The following is a 26471-nucleotide window of genomic DNA, read 5'->3' on the forward strand; positions in this document are numbered from 1 at the left end:
GGAATGAAAAGGTGACCATTAACGAGAACAGTAACTTTATGTTTCAAAAAGAAGAGAATCATGTGTTGCATTTCAAGTCGGCCTCAGGGAACACAAGGGTAAAAGTCCTCCCTCTTGAGGATGATATTATCCGTGTTTTATTTACCGAGGGGGAATTATTGAAGGTCGATCATACGTGGAGTGTAGCCCCGGGGGAGGCAGATGTTCCTTGGGAAGGGCGGGATCGTTTAGATTTAAGTCCTTTCACATTACCCGATTTTGATTATGGTCAATCCGGTAACGTTTTTACAGTGGAAATGAAAGAATTGAAACTGCGTATTGAGCTGAACGGGTTTCACATCAGTTGGTTTTACCGAAGCGGTTCTGAGTGGCTGAACTTTGCCAACGACCGTCAAACTCAGGCCTATAATTTAGAACATTTTCTGGGAAGAGGCGTTTCCCATTATTTGCAGCGGCATTCAGAAGAACAGTATTTTGGACTAGGTGAAAAAACTGGGCCTGTCAATAAACATGGTAAGCGATACCGTATGTTAAATATGGATGCCATGGGGTATGACGCAGAATATACCGATCCGCTTTACAAACATATGCCGTTTTATATCACTCGAAATGCCAAAACAGGCTTTTCTTACGGGATCTTTTACGATAATATGTCGGCATCTGTTTTTGATCTCGGGTCAGAGCTTGATAATTATCACGGTCTTTACCGATATTATCAATCCGATTATGGTGATTTGGACTATTATGTAGTGGCTGGGCCGAAAATAAAGGATGTTGTCGAAAGGTTCTCATGGTTAACCGGCAAAACCATTTTCCCGCCAAAATGGAGTTTGGGATATTCCGGTTCGACGATGAGTTATACGGATGCTCCCGATGCCCAGGAACAATTAAAAAACTTTGTCCGCCTTTGTGAGGAACATGATATTTTGTGTGATTCTTTCCAACTATCATCGGGCTATACCTCCATCGGGAAAAAACGGTATGTTTTTAACTGGGATGATGCAAAGTTCCCGACGCCGGAAGAAGTGGTACAACACTTTCATGATAAGGGATTGCATTTATGTGCAAATATCAAACCGTGTTTGTTGAACGACCATCCTCATTTTGAAGAATTAAAAGAAAAAAAGATGTTTATCACCAATAATAATGAGAAAACAGAACCGGAAATCGCACAATTTTGGGATGAATTAGGGGCCTATCTGGATTTCACCAATCGGGAAACAGTGGACTGGTGGAAAGGCCAGGTCAAAGAAAAATTGTTGCAGTACGGAATAGATTCGACCTGGAACGATAATAATGAGTTTGAAATTTGGAGCGAAAACGCCTCATGCCATGGATTCGGCCAGAAGATCGATTTTGAACTTGTTCGGGCGCTTCAGCCATTATTGATGATGAAAGCGTCGTGGGAAGCTCAAATTGAGCACAGTCCGGAATTAAGGCCGTATCTCATCTCGAGATCCGGCTGCCCCGGTATGCATCGTTACGTCCAAACCTGGACCGGCGATAATCGGACGAGTTGGAAGACGTTAAAATATAACATAAAAACAGGCATTGGTTTGAGTTTGTCGGGCATTTATAATTTTGGGCATGATGTGGGTGGCTTTGCTGGGGATGCACCTGAATCTGAATTGTTCGTTAGATGGGTGCAGAATGGGATTTTTCATCCGAGATTTACGATTCATTCATGGAACGACGATGGGACGGTAAACGAACCATGGATGTATCCAGAAGTTAACGGGTACATTCGAAAATTGATCAAGTTCAGAAACCAAATCATCCCTTATCTTTATACGGCGTTGTTTGAGGCGCACCAAAGCCATAAACCGATCATTCGCCCGACTTTTTATGAATTTGAACGAGATGAAAAGACATTTGAAGAAAATAATGATTTCATGCTGGGAGACTCTTTGTTAGTTGCTTCCGTCGTAGAAAAAGGCAAACGTGAACGCGAAGTCTATTTACCTGCGCATGAGGAAGGATGGTATGATTTTCACACCGGAACGTGGTACCAAGGGGGACAGGCTATCGTGATCCCTGCACCGTTGGATCATACGCCGCTATTAGTTAAAGCTGGCGGAATCATCCCGATTAACGAAGCGGAGGTAACATTCCGGACGAAAAATCGGGATGAAAGAGGGTTTTTGTTGTTTCCATGCCGAGATGAGGGCAGCGAGTCTTACTACTGCTTATTTGAAGACGACGGGTTAACGAATCATTATGATCATCATTATGCAAAATTGCATCTAGAAATGAAAACGGAAAAAGACGCGATCAACGTCTCGGTTCGTAAAGAAGGAACGTTCGAATTACCGTATGGAGCTGTATCCTTCTATTTACCGGATGAGGACCTACGAAAACTGATCGTAAATGGGACCGAACGAAAAAAACAGGGACATAAATTTGTTTGCACCATAGAGTAAGTAATCTTCGGGAGTGGAGGGAATAAGTTATGAAAAAGTTTATGGATGAGGATTTTTTGTTAAGCAATGAAAGTTCAAAAGTCCTTTATTATGATTATGCGAAGGATATGCCGATTTTTGACTTTCATTGTCACTTGAACCCCCAAGAAATTGCGGAAAATAAACAATTTAAAAACATGACAGAGATTTGGTTAAACGGTGATCACTACAAATGGAGAGCGCTTCGAAGCCATGGTATAGATGAGCAATGTATTACCGGGGACGCTGGGGATAAAGATAAGTTTCGTGCCTGGGCGAAAACCGTCCCCTATTGTATCGGAAATCCGCTGTATCATTGGACCCACCTGGAGTTAAAACGGTATTTCAATGTTGAAAAGTTATTAAATGAGGAAACGTGCGATGACATTTGGGAGCATTGCAATGAAAAGCTTCAACAGGGTGATATGACGGCACAAAGTATCATTAAGAAGTCAAACGTCAAAGCCATATTCACAACCGATGACCCAACGGATCATCTGGAATATCATAAGGCTATTCAACAAAATGAAAACGTTGAAGCGAAGGTTTTACCCACTTTTCGCCCCGACAAAGCACTAGAAATCAATAAGCCTTCGTTTACTGGTTTTATAGATGATTTATCTGAGGCCGGCGGCCGTCAAATTGACACTTATCAATACTTTTTACAATTGATGGAGAAACGGATTCATTACTTTCATCAAGTAGGGTGCCGTATATCGGATCACAGCATCGAATATTTACCTTTCGAGGAATGTACTTTCGAAGAGGCTGCAGCGATATTCTTAAAAAGAAAAGATGGACAGGCCGTTTCCTGCATCGAGGAAAACAAGTATAAAACGTTCACCCTGTTATTTTTAGGGAGAACGTACAGCTCTTTAGGATGGGCAATGCAGTTGCATCTCGGCGCACTCCGAAATAACAACACAAGAATGTTCAATTTAATAGGGGGCGATTCTGGGTTTGACTCGATGAGAGACTTTGAATTGGCTAAGCCGTTGAATCAGTTATTAAATTCACTGGATCGGGAGAACCAGTTGCCGAAAACAATCATTTATAATTTAAACCCTGTCCACAATGATGTTGTTGCCTCTATGATTGGAAATTTCCAGACAGGCGGTATCAAAGGAAAAGTGCAATTCGGTTCAGGCTGGTGGTTTAACGATCAAAAAGACGGCATGATAAAACAAATGTCCGCCCTTGCCAATATTGGTCTTATAAGTAATTTTGTCGGGATGTTAACGGATTCGAGAAGTTTTTTATCTTATACAAGGCATGAATATTTTAGAAGAATTCTATGTGATTTATTCGGCCGTTGGATCGATCAAGGTGAAGCCCCAAAGGACTACAGTTTTATAGGAAATCTAGTTCAAGATATTTCTTACAATAATGCAAATCATTACTTCGATATATAGATGAAGAAACTCATTAAAAATCAAGTACAACAATGGATTGCAGGTTTACCTAACTACATCAAGGGATACCTGCCTATTTCAGTCTGCAAAAGTTGAGTTAATGATTTTAAAAACAAAATTTTTAAAATCCATTATTACTTATGCTGATTAGTTCCAGGGATGATATAACCTTCAGGGCCACACATATCTTCGGCTTCCTTCTAACATGGAATCAATCCTTCATTTCTAGTTGAAGAATTAAATCATCCTAGTTCATATTCTGAAGATATAAATGTTATAGTCATTGAACCACATGTCGCATCGGCTTATCAACATATGCGATTTATAGTCTAATAGTATGTTGACCGGTCTTTTGTAGGGGTCTATAATCTGACAAAAGAAGTTTGGGATTCGTAATTTAAATGGTTATCGTAAATGCTGAAATTAAGGTGATCCGACGGGAGAATAGCTATGGAAACAAAGTTCACGTATGAGATAGTAACAAAATTAGAAGAGTTATCTGAGACAATTACGCTGCAAAAATTGACATGGGGTGATGAAGCAGTCACCCCGATTCCCCAACTGATTGCATCTAGTCATAACGGAGGAGTTGTGATCGCAGCGAGAGAGAACGAAACGAATAGAATCGTAGGGTTTTGTTATGGGTTTCCCGGAGTAGATGACATTTCACGGAAACCATTTCTTTGTTCTCATATGATGGCGATCCACCCGGATTACAGAAACCAAGGGTTGGGCAGAAAACTAAAGTTTAAGCAACGGCAGTGGGCAATGGACTTCGGTTACGAGAAAATCACTTGGACATTCGACCCATTGGAAGTACGGAATGGTTATCTTAACTTATGTAAGTTAGGAGGCTATGTAAGGACTTATATTCCTTCATATTACGGGTTAATGGAAGATAAATTAAATAAGGGAATACCATCTGATCGATTTCTACTTGAATGGGATTTGAATTCTACAACGGTAGAAAACACAAGCAGAGGGAAACCGAAAAGTCGTAACGATTGGAAATCATACCTTCAACTACTTGAGTGGAGTATAGAAGAGGAATACCCTGTTCCAGGAAAGGAATACGATCTAGAAAACCAACAAGGTTATTTACTAGCAGTTCCAAGAGAAATCCAAAAAATAAAACAGGCGAAACTGAACCTCGTCAACGAATGGAGAATGAAAACTCGAAAAGTTGTTCAAAACGCCTTTTCGAATGGGTATCGAATTGTAGGAGTAGTACGTAGTGAAGATCCGGTCAATTATTACGTCTTTGAAAAGGAAAAGGAGAAGGATCGGATTCAGAACATCTCCCACTAATGGGGGAGGTACTATTATGTCATGTTGAACATGTACAACTGGTTAACCTTAACAAAGCTGAACCATCATGAACACTAAAAGAAATGTCCGTTCATTATAAATGAAGCCAAAATAGAAAACCATCGATTTTGAGAAGGGATCAGATGGATTTACCGATTCCCTTTACAAGCTAAGAGAGAGCTTGGAGAAAAGCTGATATAACTAATTTCATAATTATAAGGAAAGGTCCCTCATGTTGCTTTTGAGCGGCTTTTTTTCCTGCGTTCCTCGGCGTTTCTTCCTATCTTCCCAACTTGTTCGGTATCTTCTTCCCAACCCTCTTCCAATGATGATTGTTGATCAATTGTATCAAAGACACCTCCGAACCAAATCACAAGCAATCCCACGTTCACCCACATCCAAAGTGTTATATCTTCCCAAGGCTTGGTTACTACCATACGGTCTACCAATGTAATAGTTTCGATAGATAACTTTGAATCAAGTAGTCGAAAACTGTAAGCAGACTATAGTCTATTTACGCCCGATAAATGTCGTAAAGCGGTTGTAAAATCTTGTAGGAATACCATATGAATTTACGATCCGTAGAGGTTGTTGCCAGTTTTTATGATCAATGTTGTGTAAATATAACCCATAGCCTATAATTATTTAAAATCGAATTAATTATTTGAAAGTAAATAATTTTTAAAAAACTTAAGTGTTGCACGTTCTTAGAGCATTTTTTCAAAACAAATCTATTTATATATGAATAGTTTTCTAAAGTAAACAAACCTAATACTGACGATTGGAGGCGTTTTTTTATGAAAGACCGTGATAAGCATTGGGATGAATATGAAGCAATCCTCCATTCTTTAAAGGATGACATATTAGTTACGAATGTCAAAGGAATCATTGTAAAAGTTAGTGAAGCGACCTGTGAAATATATGGGGTGAATCCAGAGGAGCTAATAGGAGAATCGGTTTATAAGCTCGAGAAGGAAGGTTTATTTACACCTCTTGCAACACCAAAGGTCATTCAACAAAGGAAGAAAGTCACTTTCATTCAAACAACAAACGACGAAAAAAGGTTACTCGTAACAGGCATTCCCGTTTTTGATAAACATGGTGAGCTTGTTCGGATTGTCAGCTACTCGCATGATGTCACTGAACTTATTGAAATGAAAAAGTACTTGGCTGAGATGGAAAATGAAATGGAACTTGTAAAAAGAGAGCTCGAAATGTTCCGGAACCGCAATGTATCCAGCGAAGGATTAATTGCCAAAAGTAAAGAAATGAAAAATGTCATCAGTATGGTACTGCAAATTGCCTCCGTAGACGTGAATGTCCTTTTGCAAGGCGAAACAGGGGTGGGAAAATCGCATATTGCAAAAACAATCCACCGAAATAGTCCCCGAAATGACGGACCTTTTATTGAGGTTAACTGCGGTGCGATTCCGGAGACGATTTTTGAAGCGGAGATTTTTGGGTATGAAGCTGGGGCGTTTACAGGAGCAAGCCGAGGCGGAAAACCAGGATTGGCCGAACTTGCAAATGGAGGTACATTATTTTTAGATGAAATTGGTGAACTTTCCCTTTCAAATCAAGTTAAGGTATTGAAATTTATTCAAGAAAAGCAGTTTTACCGCGTTGGCGGCACAAAAATGAGGAAAGTGGACTTTCGCCTCATTACAGCGACGAATCAAAATTTAGAGGAAGCTGTCGCAGAAAGAAGGTTTCGGCAGGACCTCTACTTCCGTTTAAATGTCGTCCCGATTACGATCCCATCCCTACGACAAAGACAAGATGATATTATTCCCTTAACTGAACACTTTGTCGATGAATTTTCGAAAAAATATAATCTTCAAAGGGTTTTAGATGAGGGCGTTGTTCAACAATTGTTAATTCAAGAATGGAGAGGGAACGTAAGAGAGTTGATTAATCTGATCGAACGACTCATTGTTACATCACAATCACCTATTATTATGTTGAATCATCTACCGGAATCCTACCGTCAAGTTTCAAATGATCCGTTTATAGATCCGTTCCCTCAATCTCTTCCTAAAACGATCGAACATGTTGAGAAACATGTACTTCAAAAGGCGAAACAGCAATATAAAACAACGGTACAAATCGCTAAATATTTAGGAATCAGTCAACCTTCTGTCGTTCGAAAATTAAAAAAATACGAAATTGAGTGATATTGGCATGATACTTGCAAATATATACCAATAAAGAATATAAGCACATAAATGTACATGGATTTTGAAAGGGGAACGACACTATTGACAAATTGGAGCCATCTTACAAATGATATATCAAGTCTGCTCGCACCAAGTATGGCCAAAGATCATCCCAATCTACCAGTAGTAAAAGCAGAAGGCTGTTATTATTACGGATTAGACGGAAGAAAGTATCTTGATTTTACATCCGGTATAGCTACTGAAAATGTTGGTCATCGTCATCCTAAGGTTGTCAAAGCCGTTAAGGATAGTGTGGATTATTTAATGCACGGTCCTTCAGGTGTTATTATCTATGAATCTATTTTACGTCTAAGCAAGGAATTGGGGGAAGTTTTACCGGGGGACCTTGATTGCTTTTTCTTTGCAAACAGCGGTACTGAAGCCGTTGAGGGAGCGATCAAACTGGCAAAGCACGTGACACAAAAACCATATGTCATCTCCTTTACAGGTTGTTTTCATGGCAGGTCGATTGGTTCATTGAGTGTTTCAACTTCCAAAAGCAAATACCGAAAACACTTACAACCCTCAGGATTAACGTATCAAATTCCCTATGCTAATTTGACGGATTGTCCACAGGGTGTAAGTCCGGAACACTACTGTGTTGAGAAACTTGAAAAGGATTTTGAATCCCTATTTCGCCATCAGGTAGATCCCGATGAAGTCGCGTGCGTTATTTTGGAACCGGTATTAGGAGAAGGGGGGTACGTTATTCCGCCGGTATTATGGTTGAAAAAAGTACGAGAAATATGTGACCGTCATGGGTTCTTGCTTATTTTTGATGAGGTCCAAACGGGTTTTGGGCGTACCGGTCATTGGTTTGCGGCTCAGACTTTTGGTGTTGTACCAGATATTATGGCGATCGCGAAGGCCATTGCATCCGGAATTCCTTTAAGTGCCACTGTCGCGTCAAAAGAGTTAATGGAGAAATGGCCGCTCGGTTCACATGGGACAACCTTTGGTGGAAATCCCCTTGCTTGCTCTGCAGCTTTAGCTACCTTGGAAGTCATGAAAGAGGAAAATCTCATGGAGAACTGTAGAGACATGGGAGAGTATGCATTACGTAAACTTGAAGATTTAAAAAGGAATCATTCGATAATTGGAGATGTGAGAGGAATCGGCCTAATGATCGGTATTGAAATCAAACATCCTGTGACGAACGAGCCAGATGGAAAAGGTGTGTTGAAAATTTTAGATTTTGCACTTGAAGAGGGTGTTTTGTTTTACCTTTGCGGGAATGCCGGTGAAGTCATTCGGATGATTCCACCGTTGATTGTAACTCAAGAGCAAATTGATCAAAGTCTTCATGTCTTAGACCAAGCGTTAACGAAATATGAACAAGAATTTTTGGTCAACCAGCAGTAAGAAAAGCGGAAGCGCCCTGTTTAGGTGCGAAGAGCGCTGGAGATTCTGGAACACAACACGCTTTTAGTGTTTGTGGAAGAATCGAAGCGACGTTCTGCACACTTGGGCACTGGAGCTAGACATTACATCGATACAACAATCTTTTATAAAAAAAGGTTGAAAGGGGAAATGGAATGGATGCTTTAAGAGAACCAATAGCGGAAAAACAGAAGGACATGAAGGAACCAAAAGGAATCAATGCCTTTGTTTTGTTATTTGGTGTCATCGTAATTGCAGCTATCATGACGTACTTTGTTCCTGCCGGACAGTATGAGAGGGTTGAACAAGATGGTCGGGAAGTTATTAATCCGGATTCGTTTCAATTTGTAGATTCAAACCCAGTCAATCTTCTAGGGATTTTCAAAAGTGTACATCTTGGAATGATAGAAGGATCCAGTATTATCTTCTTTGTTTTCATTGTCGGTGGAGCTTTTGGAATACTGAGTGCTACCGGAGCATTGGATGCATTTATCATAACCCTGACAAAAAAGTTAGCCAATCGGGAAAAATTAATCATTCCGATTTTAATGCTCTTTTTTGCCGCTGGTGGATCTTTGATGGGAATGGCAGAGGAAACGTTGGTCTATATTGGGATCTTAGTTCCGCTGGCTATTGCACTCGGATTTGATGCGATTACAGGTCTTGCCATTGTTTCGCTAGGTGCTTCAGTTGGTTTCACTTCCGCAGTTATGAATCCATTTACAGTAGGAGTTGCCCAAGGCATTGCGGGCCTGCCGACATTTTCTGGGATCGCCTTTCGTTTAGTTTTATTTGTTGTTCTTTATGCAGGCGCTGTTTTCTTCGTATATCGCCATGCATCTAAAGTTAAGAAAGATCCCTCATTAAAGTTCTATGGAAATTTCAAACCGGAACAAAAGGATAGAAGACTCGATTCCAAAACGAAAATGGAAACGAGACATAAATGGGTCTTAATCACGTTCTTAGTAAACTTTATCGTACTTATATTCGGGGTTATGAAGTTTGGTTGGTATATTACAGAAATAGCCGGATTATTTTTGTTGTTTGGGATTTTGATAGGGATTGTCGGTAAGCTGAAAGCCAGCACAATTGCAGATAGCTTTATAAAAGGAGCAGCAAGCATGACAGGGGGAGCCTTGATCATCGGGGTTGCTCAAGCGATTCTCGTCATCTTTACGACGGGTGGTCTAATGGATACGATTCTTTATTATGCCTCCAACGCAATTGACCAAGTTCCGGGTGCACTAACAGCTATCGGGATGTTTTTTCTACAGTTATGTCTGAACTTTCTTGTCCCCTCTGGGAGCGGACAAGCTGCTTTAACGATGCCGATTATGGCGCCTTTGTCCGATCTCGTCGGTGTAACAAGACAAACTTCGGTTTTGGCTTATCAATTGGGGGATGGAATTTCCAATATGATTTTCCCCACATCTGGATTCTTCATGGCAGGACTGGCATTAGCCGGAATTCCTTGGGGGAAGTGGATCAAATGGGTCTTTCCATTCATTTTATTCCAAATAGGGGTTGCGATCGTTGCGTTAATTATTGCACAAGTTATCCAGTACGGACCATTTTAAACAAGTATTTTGGAGGAGGGTTATGATGAGTACGATTACTGCTATGCCTTCAAGGTTATTAGAACAGGCCGTTCAAGATAGAAGATATTTGCACGAGAACCCTGAATTGTCGGGAGTAGAATATGAGACGTGTAACTATATTCGTTCTCGTCTAGAATCATTAGATATTGAAATTTTGGATTATAATGCCCCAAGTGTAGTTGGTTTTATCAAAGGAACAATGGGAGGACGAACGATCGCTTTAAGGGCGGATATCGATGCCCTTCCAATCAACGAAGAAGGGAACAAGAGCTACATTTCAAAAAAAGCGGGTGTGGCGCATGTATGTGGTCATGATGGTCATACGGCGATCTTATTGGCCGTTGCGGAGTGGTTATCTAAAAATCGGGGTGAAGTTGGACCGAATGTCATGCTTATTTTCCAGTCAGCAGAAGAAATTACCCCTAGTGGTGCTGATAGTCTAGTCAAACAAGGAGTCTTACAAAATGTTGATGCAATCTTTGGGATCCATTTATGGCAAGGGCTTGCAAAAGGTAAAATCGGTTTGTCCCATGGACCTATGATGGCTTCGACCGATGATGTTGAAATAATGATTAAAGGGAGCGGAGGACACGGCTCAATGCCGCATGAAACGGTCGATCCTGTCTATATTGCCACACATGTGATACAGGCATTGCAGTCGATTATTAGTCGAAAGCTGAATCCATTGACTCCTGGTGTTATTTCAATCGGGAAAGTTGAAGCAGGAACGACATACAACATCATTCCTAGTTCTGTAAAATTAAGTGGAACCGTTCGAGGTCTAACATACGAGTCTGTCGAAATGCTACGCGATAACATTAAACAACTGACCGAAGGAATTTGTACCAGCTTTGGGGCGAAAGGGGAGGTGGGCTATATTATCGGAACACCTCCTCTTGTCAACGACACTGAGCAGAGCCAATTTGTTGAAGAGGTCATTTGCAAGTACTTTGGAAATGAAATATTTGAGTTAGTTGAACCGGTAATGGGCGGGGAGGATTTCGCTTATTATCTATTAAACAAGCCTGGTGCATTTATTTTTGTAGGTATGGGTGGTGAAAAGAGTGCCTATCCGCACCACCATCCCCAATTCGATATTGACGAGGAAGTAATGCCGAACGCGATAGAGCTTTTTATCCAACTCGTAAAAAACTTCTAGCAGATGTTGTTCCTAGTAAAAAGTAAAGGAGAGATCCACATGCAGCTAAACGTAACCTTTCAGGATGTTTTAAAAGCGAAAAGAAGATTAAAAGGAAGAATCAATGAAACCCCTCTTATTCACTCAACCATCTTATCAGGAGAAGTCGATTCTGAAGTTTGGTTTAAATTGGAGAGCTTACAAAAGACCGGATCTTTCAAAGTCAGGGGTGCATTAAACAAACTTGACTCCTTAACTGAAGATCAACTACAAAAGGGTGTTATTACTGCATCCGCTGGAAACCATGCTCAAGGACTTGCCTATGCTTCCTCTTTGAAAGATGTTTCAGCAAAGATTGTTGTCCCTGAGACCACTCCGGAAACGAAAAAGCAAGGTATTGTAAGAAACGGTGCCGAGCTTATTGTTTATGGAGCAAATTATGATGAAGCAGAAGAATACGCATACCAATTGGCAGAAGAAACCGGACGTGTCTTCGTAAACGCGTTTGAAGATGATGACATTATCGCAGGCCAAGGTACATCAGCTTTGGAAGCCTTTTTGGAAGAACCTGATTTTGATGCGGTGGTTGTACCGGCAGGAGGTGGAGGATTATTATGTGGTGTCGCCCTTGTTGCAAAGGCTATCAATCCGGATATAAAGGTTATAGGTGTCCAAACTCATGCATCACCTCCATGGTATTACTCTTTTAAAGCTGGGGAACTTGTCCCTGTTGAATACAAGGATTCACTTGCCGAGGGACTACATGGTGGGATTACACAAGGCAATTTAGACCTTGCAATGCAAATTGTCGATGATTTCGTATTGGTGGAAGAAGAAAGCGTGGCCCAGGCGATGCATTGGATGGCAAAAGAACATCATTATATGATTGAAGGATCAGGGATGGTTGGTGTTGCTGCCCTTCGTGGTGGATTGATACCTGAACTGAAAGGGAAGAAGGTTTTGACTCTAATTACCGGCAGTAATGTGGATATTACGAAACTAACGGAGATCGCGAGTGCATGTGAGGCATGAAAACAGCGATTATTACGAAGGATCAGATAGAAAAACGATTGAAAATGGAAGACGTTAAAGTTAGCCTTATTTAAACGAAAGTGATTTATAAGGAGAATTGGCTGATGAAAATTATCAAGGTGGAAGTATTTGCAATTCGGTTACCGTTAAATGAACCTTTTGTCATCGCCTATGATCATTATGAGGACATGCCAACAATAGTAACGAAAGTAGTAACGGACAATGGTTTAGTCGGTTGGGGTGAAGCAGTTCCTGACCAACATGTTACAGGGGAAACATGGGAATCTACATTTCAAGTGATTCAACATGAATTATCTCCTTTAATCATTAACGAAAGTCCTTTTTCGATTGATCTCATTCATAAAAAAATGAATGAAAAAATCTTTGGTGCTCCATCCGCTAAAGCAGCCATTGACATTGCTTTGTACGACCTGATGGGGAAGGAATCACGTCAGCCTATTTATCAATTAATCGGCGGCAAATCCCATTCCAGACTAAATGTACCGCGTGTCATCAGTATGAAAACACCAGGAGAAATGGCGGATGATGCCAACGTGGCTGTTGAAGCAGGTTGCGAGAATATTAAAATAAAGGTCGGAAGCGATCCATTCGAAGATATCAAACGGATTAAAGCAGTCCGGGAGGCTATTTCAGATAGTGTAAGACTGAGGGTGGATGCGAATCAAGGTTGGAGTCGAACCGATGCACTAATCGTGATCGAAAACACGAAAGATTGTTTGGTAGAATGGTATGAACAACCGGTTGAAGCGGGTGATTTGCTCTCTTTACAAGAAATCAGGGCCGCTTCCAAAGTGAAAATCATGGTCGATGAAGGAGTGCATAACAGCCATGATTTGTTAAAAGTCATACAAATACGTGCAGCAGACCTACTTAATATCAAGATTATGAAAAGTGGAGGCATATACCCAGCCTTAGCATTGGCGAACATAGCAGAAGCAGCTGGGATGCCATGTCAGGTCGGGTCAATGGTAGAGTCTGCGATTGCTACGATGGCTGGCGCTCATCTTTCCATATCAAGATCGATCATTCAGTCGAATGAGATGGTCGGGCCTCTTATGTTTTCAAAAGATATAGGATCCACTCGTTACGCTAATTACGTTTTAGAGGTTGAAGAGACAGCAGGTTTAGGTGTAGAGGTAGATGAATCACTTATTAAAGAATTTACGAACAATTATTGTTTAATAGAAAATGTATAGGAAGGGGAATTTATATGGAAATCAAACACTTTGCGATTGAAGAATGGATGAACGCCTATGAGCACGATGCAATTTATAACATGGCGGAAACGTGTGTAGATTCGTTAACGGTAAATGAGTTAGTCTCGATCAACGGGGATGATCCTGAGCAATTTTTAAGATCACTCCTTAACAAAAAACTAACTTATGGACATATTGAAGGTTCACCTGACTTTAAAGAACAAGTTGCGAAGCTTTATAAGAACATGTCACCGGAAAATGTGTTGGAAATGAATGGAGCAATAGGGGCAAATTTTCTAGTATTGTATTCCCTTATCAAACCCGGTGATGAAGTAATCTGTGTTCAACCGACATACCAACAGCTATATTCAGTTCCAGAGTCGTTTGGCGCTGAAGTTAAACTTCTAAAGTTAAAGCCGGAAAACGGTTACCTGCCTGATTTAGAGGAGTTGACATCTCTCGTCACCGACAAAACGAAATTAATTATCATTAATAATCCGAATAATCCTTCAGGAGCATTAATGGGGGAGGACTTTTTGCGAAAAATCGCCGATATCGCAAACTCCGCCGATGCTTATGTTTTATGTGATGAGGTATATAGAGGGCTTGTTCAAGACCCGGATCAGTTTGTCCCTTCAATGGCTGACCTTTACGAAAAAGGGATCAGCACTGGCAGTATGTCAAAGGCACTTTCTCTAGCCGGATTGAGATTAGGATGGATCGTCGGACCGAAAGAAGTAATTGCGGAATGCATAAAGCATCGTGATTATACAACAATTAGCTGCGGAATGATCGATGATATTTTGGCTGTGCACGCATTAAAGAACTACGACAAAATCATGGAGCGGAACCTTGAAATCATTAGAAAAAACGCTAAAATTCTTGATGACTGGGTCGAACAAGAACAAGCTATCAGTTATGTAAAACCCCAAGCCGGAACGACCGCGATTTTAAACTATGATTTTGATATAACATCAGAGGAATTTTGTTTAGGATTATTTAAAAAGAATGGCGCCTTTTTAGCTCCTGGCATTTGCTTCGATCTAGAGGGAACAGTAAGAATTGGCTATGCATGTGATTCTCAAGTGTTAATAGAAGGTCTAGCGAAAGTATCTGAATATATTGAGGAATTAGTATCTGAACGGCTGAAACTCGTTTAAATAAGGGATCATACTATCAAGCCAACTGTAAATGGAAATGGAAAAACCTTTTATTGGTTAGTGAATTTGTATCCTATTGAGCAATGAACGCTCCAAATACAGGAAAAGATGTTATAAGAACGCTTGGTGAATTCAAATAAGGTGCCTTAGTCAATGGATACTTTGAATAAGGCACTTTTTTTGCACGTTAAGAAAGTATAAAAATACTTTCTATAGTATAAGCGCAACTAAGGCTCAGCCGGTGCCAAAGGCTTGACTTTGCCAAGTTTTCTTTATTCTTTATGTGGCCACGTCGCGTCTTACTTTTTTAATACGCTATTTATCGACCCATTATTTTTTAAAGATCTTGTAGGGATAATGCTTTCCACTTCAATTATAAAATATGGTAAGATTATTATCGATGAATTTTTGGAATATTGATTTTTGGTGTATATACATTGTAGTTAATGAACTGTAGGAGGAGCTTTATTGTGAAACCGAAAATTGAGGACGTTGCCAAAGTTGCTGGTGTTTCACCAACAACTGTTTCAAGGGTTTTAAACAACCGTGGGTATATAGGTGAAAAGACGAGAAAAAAAGTTCATAAAGCCATGGAGCAATTAAATTACTTTCCAAATGAAGTTGCTCGATCACTGTTCATAAAAAAAACGTTTTTAATTGGTCTTATTTTTCCAACGACAAGTAATCCATTTTATGGGCAGCTTATTTTTCATTTAGAAAATATTGCTGCGTCTCAAGGGTACAAGGTGTTGTTATGTAATAGTCAAGGGCGAGAGGATAAAGAGAAAAATTATTTAAAAATGCTTCAAAGAAATCAGGTAGATGGAATAATAGCAGGTGCTCATAATAAAGGCATTGAAGAATATGAGATACCCAATTTACCAGTTGTAGGGGTTGATCGCTATTTATCTAATAAAATTCCTGTGGTTTCTAGCGACAATTACCTTGGAGGAAAACAAGCTACACAATTGCTAATTGATAAAGGCTGTAAAAATATCATTCACATTAATGGACCGATCTCTTTAGAGACTCCAGCAAATTTGAGAAGAAAAGCTTATGAGGATGTAATGAGGGCGAATCAATTAACTCCTCTTACATATGAAATAGATGATCACTTTACAATAATAAAACAACTATTCGAAGAAAACCCACAAGTGGAAGGTATTTTTGCAAGTGATGATTTAATTGCTTCACGTGTAATGAGAGAAGCTAAAGATAGGAATATCAACATTCCGACAGATCTAAAAGTAGTAGGGTATGATGGTACAGAGACCACTCGGTTATTATTACCTGAGTTAAGTACTGTGCAGCAACCCATAAAAGAAATTGCAGAAAAAGCGATTGAACTCCTAGTGAAACAAATGGATGATAAAGATGATGATATTCAACTAGAAACCATACTACCTGGAAAATTAATTGAAGGTGAGACCACTGGGGATTAGGTAATAATTCACAGCAATTTTACACAAATATAAAAAATCAAAATTTTTTGAAATTATATGTCAACCGGTTGACATATAAAACCGGTTGATATATGATTTTTCGTAAGCAGTTACATAACCAATAAGAAGTATACCTGCAAGTGGGAAGCGGGATTCATTACTGGTTGTATTGTTATCTTTTCAGGGGAATTTTGAGAACTATTCACTTATAAAGGAGGAGAAAGGTAAAATGAAAAAGTTTATGATTTTAATTGTTTGTTCTTTCTTGGTCATGATAACTACAGCTTGTAGCGGGGAGAAAGCATCCAGTGATAATAAAAATGAAGTGTCGCTATGGGTTCATACTTCTAAAGAAACTGCAGAAGGTAAAGCTATGCAAAAAATTATAGACCGATTTAATCAAGAATATGAAGGAAAGTACTCAGCAAACATTGAGTTTATTCCAAGAAGTGGTAGTGGCGGCGGATATGAGGATAAGATTAACGCTGCATTGACAACCGATACGTTACCAGATGTCTTTACTTTGGATGGACCTAACACTGCGGCGTACGCGGAATCAGGAATGATAGCACCAATCGATGATTATATAAGCAATAAAGATGATTTATTGCCTAGTATTATCCAACAAGGGACATATGATGGGAAATTGTATGCAGTTGGATATTCAGAATCTGGTGTAGGTGTCTTTTATAACAAACAAATGTTAAAAGATGCAGGTATTGACTTGTCTACTTTACCAACAGTTGATGACCCATGGGATTGGAACCAATTTATGGAGTTATGTGAGACATTAGTTAATACCTATGATGTACCTGCGATAGACATGGGCTTGAATGATAAAAGTGAATGGTTAATGTATGCGTTCTCACCTTTTTTATGGTCTCAGGGAGGTAACATAGTCAATGAAGATGGGACCAAAGCAACAGGGGTTTTCAATGATGAGGACAGCGTAAAAACAATGAATTTCATTCAAGATATGGTCGAAAAAGGGTATACCACGAAGACCCCCGTTGAAAAGGCATTTCAAACTGGTAAATACCCAATGAAATTTACTGGTTCATGGACCATTGCAGAAATGGAGAGCAGCTATCCAGATGTGGAATATGGAATTATGCCGTACCCAACCTCCCCTGATACAAATAAGCTAGTTTCACCGTCAGGATCATGGCAATATGCAATGTCGGCTACAACGGACAAGAAGGAAGCAGCTGGTGCATTGATTGATTTTATGACATCCACAGAATCTCTTACGGAAATCACTTTAGCAAACTCTGTACTTCCTGCAGCTTATTCAGTAGTAGAAGAAGTAAAAGATAAGGTTTCCCCTCAAATGAATGTTCTAATTAAGCAAAACACTAAAACAGGGCATGCCAGACCAGTTTTACCTGAATACCCTCAAGTTAGCAGGACTTTTCAACAAACGATCAGCAATGTAACATATTACGAAAAAAATAATGATATACAAAAATTACTAGATCAAAAGGCTGCACAAATGGATAAAGCTTTAAAATAAAAGACGGGTAATCCGGCTTGGAGCATTTCCAAGTCGGATTCTTTTAAAAGGAGTTTTCACGGATGAAGAATATAAATGTAAGGGAGAGCATAGCAGCGTACTCATTTTTATCACCGGCCTTGATACTTTTAGGACTTTTTTTGCTTTTACCTGTCTTGATGGCCATTTATTATGCATTCACAGACTATTATTTATTAACGCCGGATAATAGACAATTTGTTGGCTTGGAAAATTTTATTGCCATTATTAAAGATCCAATCTTTTTACAAAGTTTAAAGAATGTTGCCCTATTTGTTGTATGTGTGATCCCTGTACAAATAGGCTCAGCTCTTGGGTTGGCTTTATTGATTAATAAACAAAGAAGAGGAAATTTGTTTTTCAAAGTAGCCTTTTTCGCTCCAGTAGTTCTATCTTTAGTCGTTATTTCTGTTCTTTGGTTATACCTGCTGAATCCATCAGAAGGATTAATCAACGTCATCTTAGAGCGAGTTGGAATAAATCCACAGCCGTTCTTGACAAGTCCCGATCAAGCGATTTATACCATTGTTTTTGTGTCCGCTTGGCAAGGTGCAGGGTATCAGATGTTAATATTTCTGGCTGGACTTCAAAACATACCTTCCAGTGTGTATGAGGCTAGTAAAATGGATGGCGCAAACAAATGGCAAAATTTTATTCATATTACATTGCCATTATTAAAACCTACATCCATTTTAATTATGATTACAACACTGATTGCTGCTTTTAAATTGATTATACAGCCAATGGTCATGACGCAAGGTGGACCAATGAATTCTACAATGACTCCTGTTTACTATATCTACCAAACTGGATTTTCAGATCGGCTGATTGGTTACGCAAGTGCTATGACAGTTGTTTTTGGAATACTGATTGGGATTGTGACATTCATACAAAGCAAAGTATCAAGGGAGGATGATTCATAATGAGTAGAAAATTTAAAAAAGTAGTAGAATATACATTTTTGATTTTATTAGCATGTATTTTTATCTTCCCTTTGATATGGATGGTAGCCTCCTCGATGAAACCTGAAGCAAATATCCCTGTTGATATGGGCAGTATCCAATCCCTGCTTCCATCCATCGTTCCTTCTGAATGGTTTCAAACCTATCAAGAGTTATTTTCCAGGTTTGATGTTTTTCAATATATATTCAATAGTGTTACCTATGCAATAGTGGTCACATTAGGGTCTATTGTTGTTAATGCCATGGCGGGATATGCCTTTTCTAAATTTGATTTTATTGGAAAAAAGGTGCTGTTTGGACTATTAATAGCGTTGTTGATTGTGCCGGCAGAAACATTAATTATTACTCAATTTACGGTTGCGCATGATTTAGGAATATTGAACACAAGGTTAGCAGTAATATTACCGATGATTGCAAATATGTTCTTCATTTATCTATTTAGAAACTTTTTTAAAGCCATACCAGATGAAATCATTGAGTCTGTTAAACTAGATGGCGCCAATTACTGGACTATATTTTGGAAAATCATATTACCAATGTCCAAACCTGCTATTGCGACGGTTGGGACATTATCATTTATCTTAAGTTGGAATGACTACTTGTGGCCTTTAATGGTGTTGACAGATTCAGAAAAGTTTCCTCTTCAAGTAGCTATTACGAACATAAATACAACCCCTCCTGTTTATACGAATCAGGTAATGGCGATTCTTACGATATCCACGATACCATTAATCATCGTCTATATCGTGGCGCAAAAGTATTTACTCCAGGGACTTGGCGGGTCTGGAACAGGGATTAAATAAAGATACTTTGAAATTAGAAGTAACAAAAAAGTCATACAGGATATGATTGATATACAAATGGAGGATCACTAAAATGACAATCAATTTTTTACAAAAATACAAACCACATTTACACTTTGCACCTAAAAAAAATTGGATGAACGATCCGAATGGCTTAGTATATTTTGAAGGTGAATATCACCTTTTTTACCAATATAATCCCTACGACAGTATATGGGGACCTATGCATTGGGGACATGCTGTCAGTAAAGACATGATCAAATGGTCGGAACTGGATATCGCGTTATACCCAGATGAACATGGCACCATTTTTTCCGGAAGTGCAGTTGTCGACTGGCATAATTCTACTGGTCTTTTCCCAGATAAGCCAGGTATAGTGTCAATCTTTACCCAACAGTTAGAAGGCAGTGAGAAAATACCACCGAAACAATCACAGAGTTTAGCTTATAGTCACGACAATGGCAGGACTTGGAGTAAGTATCAAGGAAATCCTGTACTTGAACATGAAAGCAAAATCGACTTTAGAGATCCTAAAGTGTTCTGGCACAAGGGAACCAATAAATGGGTTATGGTATTAGCTACAGGTCAAACCATTTCGATTTATTCTTCACAGAATCTAATAGATTGGGAGTTTGAAAGCGAGTTCGGAGATCATATTGGTGTTCATGATGGCGTGTGGGAATGCCCAGATTTATTTCAATTAAAGGTAGAAAACAGTGAAGAAACAAAATGGGTTTTATTTGTAAGCATTGGAGATAACCCTCAATTTGACGCAGGTTCCCGGACGCAGTACTTTATTGGGAGCTTTGATGGTTCTCAATTTACGGCAGGTGATGAATCAAATGACTGGTTGGACTTTGGAAAAGATAATTATGCTGGAGTCAGCTTTTCTGATATTCCTGAAAAAGATGGGAGACGCATTTACTTGGGGTGGATGAGTAACTGGCGATATGCAAATCAAGTTCCAACAGAAGGATGGCGAGGTCAAATGACACTGCCAAGGGAACTATCCCTGCGGAAAAATGGAGAGGTATATAAAGTCATTCAAAAACCAGTAAAGGAACTAGATTCCTATTTTTCTAATAAGGAAGACATTAACGATGTAATCGGGAGTGGAGATGGATTAAAAGAAGTTAAGATTAATAAATCTTATTTGGATTGGGTCTTAAATGTTGAAAGGATTGATGCAACAAAATTTGGCATCATCCTCCACCATACTGAAGAACATTTTACGAGAATAACGTTTGATTCAACTGAGAATGTGGTGATCTTAGATCGTAAAAGCTCTGGGATAATTGATTTTTCGGAAAACTTTTCAAATATACAAGCAGTGAAAATGGACAATGTCAACAACATACAACTACATATGGTTATTGATTCTTCTTCCATAGAACTATTTGTAAATGAAGGGGAATATGCAATAACAAGTTTAATCTACCCAGATAAAGCATGTGAAAACATTTCAATATTTGCAGTAAATGGAAAAGTTAAAGTTAGCAATAGCCACATGTCGACTCCTGTTAAATAGAATAAGCAGGGCCCACAGTAAGAATTAAACTAATGGTTGTTTTAAACAATGAGATAAAAGGGTGGGGAGGGTGATATGTTACTTTTATTTGAAAAAAGTGACTGCATTTCCCTCCCTTTTTTTAAAGGAAAGAAATTAACTTCCTGTTGGCCGTGAGGAGTCAAAAACATGTTCAACATCAAAAAATTGTTCTAATACATCATTTTTTTCCGGTTAACGCTCCCCGCATACGTAAGCCATCCACATTAATACGGGCTTGTCGGAAGTAATCTGGCCCTAATTGGGACCAGGAAGTTTTTGATGCGTCCACATTGGCATAATAATCAAAGCCCTGACTTTTCAAAAAGGCATACTTATCACTTGAATACTACTTCCAGTCTTCAATATCACTGCCAAAAGCGAAAAATAATTGTGTCTGTAGGCCCGACAATGGGTTCCACCTCTTGTTTCCATTTAAATGTATCTTTCTTTAATTGATCCAAAGATACTTCGTTTGCATTAACCTCAGCTTGTGCTAACAGTTGTTCTTTTTGATTTTTCTCTTCTTGTGTCATGTTCGGTTTTGATTTTTTGTCAGAGTCTTTCTTTTGGCTAGAATGAGAGTGTGTTTTCGCTATATCTGTTGCTGTTGTATGATTCTGGCAGCCTGCCATAAGAGCTATGATGAGCAAAATCGGTATCAAGGCAAAACATTTTTTCATTGAAGCTACTCCTCGTATTTATTAAATGGTTTAGTATAGAGTTATAAAGAACCCCATCCTATAATAAGACGAAATTCACACTTTTTTTGTTTCACTCTCATAAAAAAGATTTATATACTAATTGATCCACTTAAACAACCTTCAATAAATTCTTTCAAAGATGTTGCAACTCTATTTCTACTATCATCTTCGTGGTTCAAAACGTATACTGGAGGAAATTTTGTTTATCATCTCCATCCACACTTTTCTCACTTCCTTAAATTTTTTATTCATCCTATTTCCAACTTCGATATTCTTCCTAAAATCCCCTTCTGTTATTTCTGGTACAAAAGTAAAAAAGACACGCTCTTAGAGAAACGTGCCCATTTGAATAATAAATATCTTCAGTTTTACAAAAAGGGGTAGAGGGTAGCCGTCAGGAAAATACGGATTTACAACGTCAAGAAAATTTTCCTGACACTATCCCCCATTATCCTAATTGGTTGAAGAGGGGACCTATCGTGATAACATTATGAAGGCATACCGACAACGGCTTTAATTTCTAAATACTCTTCGATTCCGTAGTCACCCCATTCTCGTCCGAAACCAGATTGCTTGTAGCCGCCAAATGGCGCAGAGAAATCAGCCGGTGCCTGATTTACGGTTATACGTCCTGCACGAATTGAAGAAGCAACCCTATCTACAGTGACTTCATCTTCCCCGATGACGTAACCTGCTAATCCATAAATGGTATCGTTCGCAATCTCAATGGCTTCATCAAGGTTTTCATACGTGAGAATGGACATGACTGGACCGAAGATTTCTTCTTGAGCAATGATCATGTCATTTTTTACGTCTGCGAAGACGGTTGGTTTCACGTAATATCCTTTCTCTAATCCTTCAGGTTTACCGGTCCCGCCCGCAACGAGTGTTGCTCCTTCTGACTGACCTTTCTTTATATATTCCTGAACACGATCATATTGTTTTTCAGACACGAGAGGTCCATAATATGTTTTTTCATCCCTAGGGTCTCCGACAGGAAATTGTGGAAGAACTTCTTTAACGGCTTTAACAAACTCATCTTTCTTAGACTTAGGAATTAACGTACGTGTCGCAGCCGTACAAACTTGCCCTGAGTTGGTTAAGACATTGGCAACGGCCATTTTCGCCGCTTTCTTTACATCATAATCATCGAGAACGATGAGCGGAGATTTCCCACCGAGTTCTAATGCAACTCTTTTTACGGTTTTGGCAGCATTTTCACTAATCTTCTGACCGACCGCTCCAGAGCCTGTAAAGGAAACAAAGTCGATGTCAGGGTGAGAGCTAATCCCATTTCCGACAATTTCCCCAGAACCGTTTACGAGATTGAATACACCTTTCGGTAGTCCAGCAGCTTCGAATACTTCTGCTAAAATGATTGCGGCATACGGTGTAAGTTCAGATGGTTTCAGAATGACTGTGCTGCCAGCTGCGAATGCACTTGCAAGCTTCGTTGATGTCTGATTTGTGGGGAAGTTCCACGGTGTGATCAATCCGCTCACGCCGATTGCTTCTTTACGAATTAATGTTGATCCTCTTCTTTCGGAGAATTCGAAGGTTTCCAATTCCTTAGCCGCTTGGCGAAAGTGTGAGAGGCCCATATTGTAGTGCATTTTATAACTCATTTTTAGAGGTGCGCCCAATTCTTGTGTAATCATTTCTACGATATCGTCTTTACGTTTCTCGTATTCATCAGCAATACGGTTTAATAAATCAATACGTTCTTGCTTTGAGGTTTGTGAAAAAGAAGGAAAAGCTGCTCGTGCTGCAGCAACAGCTTTATCTAAATCTTCTTCCGTACCGTTACTGATTTGGCCAATAACTTCTTCTGTAGCAGGGTTAATGACATTAATTGTTTCGCTGCCTGTTGATGCAACCCATTCACCATTAATAAAATGCTTTAAATGAGATCTCATGTGTTAATCGCTCCTTTGTCAGATTGATTGGGTACTTAAGAAAAAGTATAGTTGTATTTATCTATTGAATCTACATTAATGCTTAATTCCCGCCAGAAAATTCTATAGACATTTTCCGTTATATGTAAAAGTTAACCTACTAGTAGGGGAAACACGGATTTAGTTTTTCATTTAGCGAATAACTGATGAATTTTTTGATGTCCCTTCAATCATCCTCTTGCAAACCAGGAACTGGTGAAAATGTAAGAAGGGGTACCTCCAAGATACGTGTAAAAAAGGACAAAGGCTGGAAACCATCCCCCTTGAAAATTTCGGACATTTCCTACTGCTCATTTCAGAAAAGGGCCAGATTATGGTGCGAAACGTTTCTAACCTAACTTGGGGATGGTCACATTACCCAGATAAAAGTTAGACAATTCTTTCAGGAATTGAAGGATTATATTGAAGAGTCAAATGATAGAGTAACGACTTGAAGGGCTCTCTCTGCGTCGAGTAGCACTTGATTTAGTAAGAATGATCGTGTTATAAGCTCGGCAAAAAGGCGTAAAAATTTACCATATCAGTTCGGCTGACGAAAGCCTACCAGAGGGGGTGGTGTAAATCATGATGCTTGAGTTGAATGAATATGGTGAGAATGCTTAAAGAACCTAAAGTAAAAGGTTAAGCTGACGAACTTCTGGATGTACGGGTCTAGACTGGCAATACATAGAAATGTGTATATCACCTAATGTGAGGTTAGCAGTGGATGAGTAAGACTCACAATTATGAAAATCCATAATGTGTTACAGGCATATGAACGGCTAACAAGAAGTACCTAAGTTCATTCTATAATAGATATAATTCAACGTTGTAAACTGATAACGTGGAGGACTTACTTCCTTTGAATCGGTGCTAAGGAAAGCAGTAGTGAGAATAACTACTGTATAACTTATCTTTGTATTGGTGAAAGTGGTGGCACAGTACCAATGAAAGTTGCACATACGGTGCAAACAGGGGAAAAGGGAGAGATAACGTCAAACCCTTACCTATCTGTATGAATAAGACTTAGAGGGAGGTTAGTGAAAGAAGGATTGCTGAAAAACATAAGATAGAATATGATAACCAAAGAAAGATAATAGCCCGTGATAAACAAGGTTAAAAAACATGGGAAAAGGCTTGAAGAAAAATGCAAATACTTGAAACTAAAAGAATGTTTTTACGGTTAATGATGGAATCAGACATTGACAATTTATTGAAAATTTTCTCAGACTCAGAAGCTATGAGATATTACCCATCGACAAAAAATCGGGAACAAAATCTTAGTTGTATTCAATGGACTAATGAAAACTATAAGAAGTGTGGCATCGGCTTATGAATTGCAGAATTAAAGGAAAATAATCAGTTTGTAGGTCAATGTGGTTTGGCTTCGGAAGCAGCTAACGCATGTAAAGAATATGGCTTCAATCAACTAGGTTACAATCGATTAATTTCTCTATTTGATAAAAACAATGTAGCTTCTAAACGAGTAGCCGAAAAGGTCGGAATGCAATTTGAAAAGGAAATATTTAAATGGGACAAACCTGTTGAAATATATAGCATAAAAAGCTAAATAAATGTTGTGTTCTTGTTGAATTCCCATGAAAATTTAAGTAACTAGGAGGGGTTTTGTGGACGAAAAGGACTGCATGATGCTGCAATACATATCGGAAGAACAAAATATAACCAAAGCAGCAGAACGCCTTTACATTACACAGCCAGCTTTAACCTATCGACTTCGACAAATCGAGAAAAAATTCGGAGTGCCCATTATTACGAAAAATGGAAAAGGTATAAAGCTTACTCAAGAAGGTGAGTACTTGGTTACTTACTCGCAAAAAGTACTCGTAGATTTGAGAAAAGCAAAAGATTATGTCGTTAACATGAGAAATGAAGTAGAAGGTAACCTAAGAATAGGAGTTTCCAGTTATTACGGACTTTATAAACTCCCTCCTATTATAAAAAATTTTATTGGTACGTACCCTAAAGTGCAGATTAACGTTGACTCTGGGTGGAGTGCTGAAATCTTTGAATTACTGCTCCAGGAGGATATACATGTCGGGATTGTCAAAGGAGATTATCATTGGTACGACCAGAGATATCTGATTAATGAAGAGAACATATGCATCATCTCTAAAGAGGAAATCAATTTGGACAGTTTGCCCAAGCAACCGAGAATCAACTTCAAAATTTCAAAAAGAACAGGAAGTTATAGTTACTCATCGTTGAGTCAAACCATTGATGATTGGTGGCATGAGAGATTTAATGAGTCACCTCTGATAACCATGCAAGTTGACAGCTATGAGACTTGTAAAGAGATGGTGAAAAATGGGTTGGGATACGCCATTATTCCGAGAAGTTTTGTGAGCCCTAGTGATGATCTATATGGGATAGATTTAATTCGAAAAAATGGCCAAGCCATTAAAAGGAATACGTGGATGTTGTATAGAGAAGCGTCATTGCAATTCACGATTGTGGAGAAGTTTATTAATTACATAAAAAGCTTGGAGTGAACAAAGTAAAGGGGGATTCCGGAAACAGGGGGTTCCCTTTCTATTTGGATTTTTAATAAAAATATTTTATTAATATTACTAAAAATTATTAATTTTACTTATTTTAATATGTATTATAGAATAAATTCAGAAAATATAAA

General features: G+C 38.9%; 19 protein-coding genes and 1 pseudogene. 17 read left to right on the forward strand and 3 right to left on the reverse strand.

Going from position 1 to position 26471, the window contains the following annotated elements; translation table 11 throughout:
• Nucleotides 1-11: 11 nt before the first annotated feature.
• The 3 genes from NON16_RS07665 (at nucleotide 12) to NON16_RS07675 (ending at nucleotide 5158) form a co-directional block, all read left to right on the forward strand.
• On the forward strand, nucleotides 12-2420 hold the full coding sequence (locus NON16_RS07665) for a glycoside hydrolase family 31 protein (protein ID WP_257348234.1): 2409 nt from the start codon (nucleotides 12-14) through the stop codon (nucleotides 2418-2420).
• A gap of 29 nt (nucleotides 2421-2449) precedes the next feature.
• Nucleotides 2450-3850: a glucuronate isomerase gene (gene uxaC, locus NON16_RS07670; RefSeq protein ID WP_257348235.1), complete on the forward strand. Its 1401-nt coding sequence runs from the start codon at nucleotides 2450-2452 to the stop codon at nucleotides 3848-3850.
• 450 nt (nucleotides 3851-4300) lie between these two features.
• The gene (locus NON16_RS07675) at nucleotides 4301-5158 is read left to right on the forward strand and encodes a GNAT family N-acetyltransferase (protein ID WP_257348237.1); all 858 of its coding nucleotides are present in this window, start codon (nucleotides 4301-4303) and stop codon (nucleotides 5156-5158) included.
• 230 nt (nucleotides 5159-5388) lie between these two features.
• On the opposite strand, the gene NON16_RS07680 is transcribed toward NON16_RS07675, so the two are convergent.
• Nucleotides 5389-5595: a hypothetical protein gene (locus tag NON16_RS07680; RefSeq protein WP_257348239.1), complete on the reverse strand. Its 207-nt coding sequence runs from the start codon at nucleotides 5593-5595 to the stop codon at nucleotides 5389-5391.
• A gap of 360 nt (nucleotides 5596-5955) precedes the next feature.
• Between NON16_RS07680 and NON16_RS07685 the strand changes: the two genes are divergently transcribed.
• From NON16_RS07685 to NON16_RS07740, 12 genes are all read left to right on the forward strand, one after another.
• Nucleotides 5956-7332: a sigma-54 interaction domain-containing protein gene (locus NON16_RS07685; RefSeq protein WP_257348240.1), complete on the forward strand. Its 1377-nt coding sequence runs from the start codon at nucleotides 5956-5958 to the stop codon at nucleotides 7330-7332.
• Nucleotides 7333-7416: 84 nt separating this feature from the next.
• Complete coding sequence (locus NON16_RS07690) at nucleotides 7417-8736, forward strand: aspartate aminotransferase family protein (RefSeq protein WP_372508761.1); 1320 nt, start codon at nucleotides 7417-7419, stop codon at nucleotides 8734-8736.
• 173 nt (nucleotides 8737-8909) lie between these two features.
• Nucleotides 8910-10331, forward strand: a complete 1422-nt coding sequence (locus NON16_RS07695; RefSeq protein ID WP_257348242.1) for a YfcC family protein — start codon at nucleotides 8910-8912, stop codon at nucleotides 10329-10331.
• 22 nt (nucleotides 10332-10353) lie between these two features.
• Entirely contained in the window at nucleotides 10354-11511 is a 1158-nt protein-coding gene (locus NON16_RS07700) for a M20 metallopeptidase family protein (RefSeq protein ID WP_257348244.1), read from the forward strand.
• A 39-nt stretch (nucleotides 11512-11550) separates the two neighbouring features.
• Nucleotides 11551-12522: a threonine ammonia-lyase gene (locus tag NON16_RS07705; RefSeq protein WP_257348247.1), complete on the forward strand. Its 972-nt coding sequence runs from the start codon at nucleotides 11551-11553 to the stop codon at nucleotides 12520-12522.
• A gap of 104 nt (nucleotides 12523-12626) precedes the next feature.
• Nucleotides 12627-13739 carry a mandelate racemase/muconate lactonizing enzyme family protein gene (locus tag NON16_RS07710; RefSeq protein WP_257348249.1) on the forward strand — a complete coding sequence of 371 codons (1113 nt, stop codon included), beginning with the start codon at nucleotides 12627-12629 and terminating at the stop codon, nucleotides 13737-13739.
• A 14-nt stretch (nucleotides 13740-13753) separates the two neighbouring features.
• Nucleotides 13754-14899 (forward strand): aminotransferase, encoded by a 1146-nt coding sequence (locus tag NON16_RS07715; protein ID WP_257348250.1) that lies wholly within the window; start codon nucleotides 13754-13756, stop codon nucleotides 14897-14899.
• Nucleotides 14900-15369: 470 nt separating this feature from the next.
• Nucleotides 15370-16341, forward strand: a complete 972-nt coding sequence (locus tag NON16_RS07720) for a LacI family DNA-binding transcriptional regulator (protein ID WP_257348251.1) — start codon at nucleotides 15370-15372, stop codon at nucleotides 16339-16341.
• Between the two features lie 229 nt (nucleotides 16342-16570).
• Complete coding sequence (locus NON16_RS07725) at nucleotides 16571-17854, forward strand: ABC transporter substrate-binding protein (RefSeq protein WP_257348252.1); 1284 nt, start codon at nucleotides 16571-16573, stop codon at nucleotides 17852-17854.
• A gap of 62 nt (nucleotides 17855-17916) precedes the next feature.
• Nucleotides 17917-18795, forward strand: a complete 879-nt coding sequence (locus tag NON16_RS07730) for a carbohydrate ABC transporter permease (protein WP_257348253.1) — start codon at nucleotides 17917-17919, stop codon at nucleotides 18793-18795.
• A complete protein-coding gene (locus NON16_RS07735; RefSeq protein WP_257348255.1) occupies nucleotides 18795-19637 on the forward strand; it encodes a carbohydrate ABC transporter permease in 843 nt (280 codons plus the stop codon). The genes NON16_RS07730 and NON16_RS07735 overlap by 1 nt, the downstream gene beginning before the upstream one ends.
• Before the next feature lie 73 nt (nucleotides 19638-19710).
• Nucleotides 19711-21165, forward strand: a complete 1455-nt coding sequence (locus NON16_RS07740; protein ID WP_257348256.1) for a glycoside hydrolase family 32 protein — start codon at nucleotides 19711-19713, stop codon at nucleotides 21163-21165.
• 386 nt (nucleotides 21166-21551) lie between these two features.
• Here NON16_RS07740 and NON16_RS07745 read toward each other — a convergent pair whose 3' ends face one another.
• Both NON16_RS07745 and NON16_RS07750 read right to left on the reverse strand, forming a co-directional pair.
• On the reverse strand, nucleotides 21552-21866 hold the full coding sequence (locus NON16_RS07745; RefSeq protein WP_257348258.1) for a hypothetical protein: 315 nt from the start codon (nucleotides 21864-21866) through the stop codon (nucleotides 21552-21554).
• 509 nt (nucleotides 21867-22375) lie between these two features.
• Complete coding sequence (locus NON16_RS07750; protein ID WP_257348259.1) at nucleotides 22376-23803, reverse strand: aldehyde dehydrogenase family protein; 1428 nt, start codon at nucleotides 23801-23803, stop codon at nucleotides 22376-22378.
• Nucleotides 23804-24992: 1189 nt separating this feature from the next.
• Here NON16_RS07750 and NON16_RS07755 point away from each other — a divergent pair.
• Both NON16_RS07755 and NON16_RS07760 read left to right on the forward strand, forming a co-directional pair.
• Nucleotides 24993-25391: pseudogene (locus tag NON16_RS07755) on the forward strand (GNAT family N-acetyltransferase).
• A gap of 58 nt (nucleotides 25392-25449) precedes the next feature.
• Nucleotides 25450-26331 (forward strand): LysR family transcriptional regulator, encoded by an 882-nt coding sequence (locus NON16_RS07760; protein WP_257348260.1) that lies wholly within the window; start codon nucleotides 25450-25452, stop codon nucleotides 26329-26331.
• Nucleotides 26332-26471: the final 140 nt, after the last annotated feature.

Origin of the sequence: Pseudalkalibacillus decolorationis (assembly GCF_024609785.1) — a bacterium.
GTDB classification, from domain to species: domain Bacteria; phylum Bacillota; class Bacilli; order Bacillales; family Fictibacillaceae; genus Pseudalkalibacillus; species Pseudalkalibacillus decolorationis.

What these genes read in the sequence shown, in the direction of transcription:
- NON16_RS07675 (WP_257348237.1), top strand. Translation starts at nt 4,301, where the DNA reads ATGGAAACAAAGTTCACGTATGAGATAGTAACAAAATTAGAAGAGTTA.
- NON16_RS07730 (WP_257348253.1), top strand. Translation starts at nt 17,917, where the DNA reads ATGAAGAATATAAATGTAAGGGAGAGCATAGCAGCGTACTCATTTTTA.
- NON16_RS07750 (WP_257348259.1), bottom strand. Translation starts at nt 23,803, where the DNA reads ATGAGATCTCATTTAAAGCATTTTATTAATGGTGAATGGGTTGCATCA.
- NON16_RS07695 (WP_257348242.1), top strand. Translation starts at nt 8,910, where the DNA reads ATGGATGCTTTAAGAGAACCAATAGCGGAAAAACAGAAGGACATGAAG.
- NON16_RS07710 (WP_257348249.1), top strand. Translation starts at nt 12,627, where the DNA reads ATGAAAATTATCAAGGTGGAAGTATTTGCAATTCGGTTACCGTTAAAT.
- NON16_RS07745 (WP_257348258.1), bottom strand. Translation starts at nt 21,866, where the DNA reads ATGAAAAAATGTTTTGCCTTGATACCGATTTTGCTCATCATAGCTCTT.
- NON16_RS07700 (WP_257348244.1), top strand. Translation starts at nt 10,354, where the DNA reads ATGATGAGTACGATTACTGCTATGCCTTCAAGGTTATTAGAACAGGCC.
- NON16_RS07735 (WP_257348255.1), top strand. Translation starts at nt 18,795, where the DNA reads ATGAGTAGAAAATTTAAAAAAGTAGTAGAATATACATTTTTGATTTTA.
- uxaC (WP_257348235.1), top strand. Translation starts at nt 2,450, where the DNA reads ATGAAAAAGTTTATGGATGAGGATTTTTTGTTAAGCAATGAAAGTTCA.
- NON16_RS07725 (WP_257348252.1), top strand. Translation starts at nt 16,571, where the DNA reads ATGAAAAAGTTTATGATTTTAATTGTTTGTTCTTTCTTGGTCATGATA.
- NON16_RS07685 (WP_257348240.1), top strand. Translation starts at nt 5,956, where the DNA reads ATGAAAGACCGTGATAAGCATTGGGATGAATATGAAGCAATCCTCCAT.
- NON16_RS07740 (WP_257348256.1), top strand. Translation starts at nt 19,711, where the DNA reads ATGACAATCAATTTTTTACAAAAATACAAACCACATTTACACTTTGCA.
- NON16_RS07680 (WP_257348239.1), bottom strand. Translation starts at nt 5,595, where the DNA reads ATGGTAGTAACCAAGCCTTGGGAAGATATAACACTTTGGATGTGGGTG.
- NON16_RS07715 (WP_257348250.1), top strand. Translation starts at nt 13,754, where the DNA reads ATGGAAATCAAACACTTTGCGATTGAAGAATGGATGAACGCCTATGAG.
- NON16_RS07705 (WP_257348247.1), top strand. Translation starts at nt 11,551, where the DNA reads ATGCAGCTAAACGTAACCTTTCAGGATGTTTTAAAAGCGAAAAGAAGA.